Consider the following 518-nt stretch of genomic DNA (forward strand, 5'->3'; position numbering starts at 1 on the left):
CATCGGTTTAAATTTATTTAATTATGTTATTTGATGACGCCGCAAGCCATACGCGGACCGCCACCGCCTAATGGAGCCGGGTGATCAGAGTGGTTATCGCCGCCTTCGTGAATCATTAAAGAGTGACCTTTAACTTCATCAAGTTTTTTCAAACGCGGAGCAAGAACCGGATTGGTTGCAGAACCGTCGTGTGCGATGGTTAATGCCGGTAAATCACCTAAGTGCGCATCGTCCGACCACGGATAGCCGTGTTGCTTGGTATCTTTCGGATCCCAGTGCCCGCCCGCGCCTAAACCGGCAACCAGTTTACCGTCTTTTTCTTTCGGTTCACAGCTTGGGTTTTGGTGAATATGGAAGCCGTGTAAACCTTGAGCTAAACCGTGTAAGTGCGGAGTAAACACTAAACCGTATGCAGATTCGGTAATTTCTACCGTACCGACATCCTTGTTTCCTTTTACAGGATCAAGTTGTTGTACTTGTACGACAAGTTTTTCCACTGAGCTGTTATCCGCTTTTTT

Annotated in this window: 1 protein-coding gene; it reads right to left on the bottom strand. The window is 46.9% G+C overall.

Going from position 1 to position 518, the window contains the following annotated elements:
- Window positions 1-26: 26 nt before the first annotated feature.
- The coding region (sodC, locus tag DAE25_RS22945; protein ID WP_107768570.1) for a superoxide dismutase family protein at window positions 27-518 on the bottom strand (492 nt) is incomplete at its 5' end.

Origin of the sequence: Nocardioides terrigena, assembly GCF_003047265.1 — a bacterium.
GTDB classification, from domain to species: domain Bacteria; phylum Actinomycetota; class Actinomycetes; order Propionibacteriales; family Nocardioidaceae; genus Nocardioides; species Nocardioides terrigena.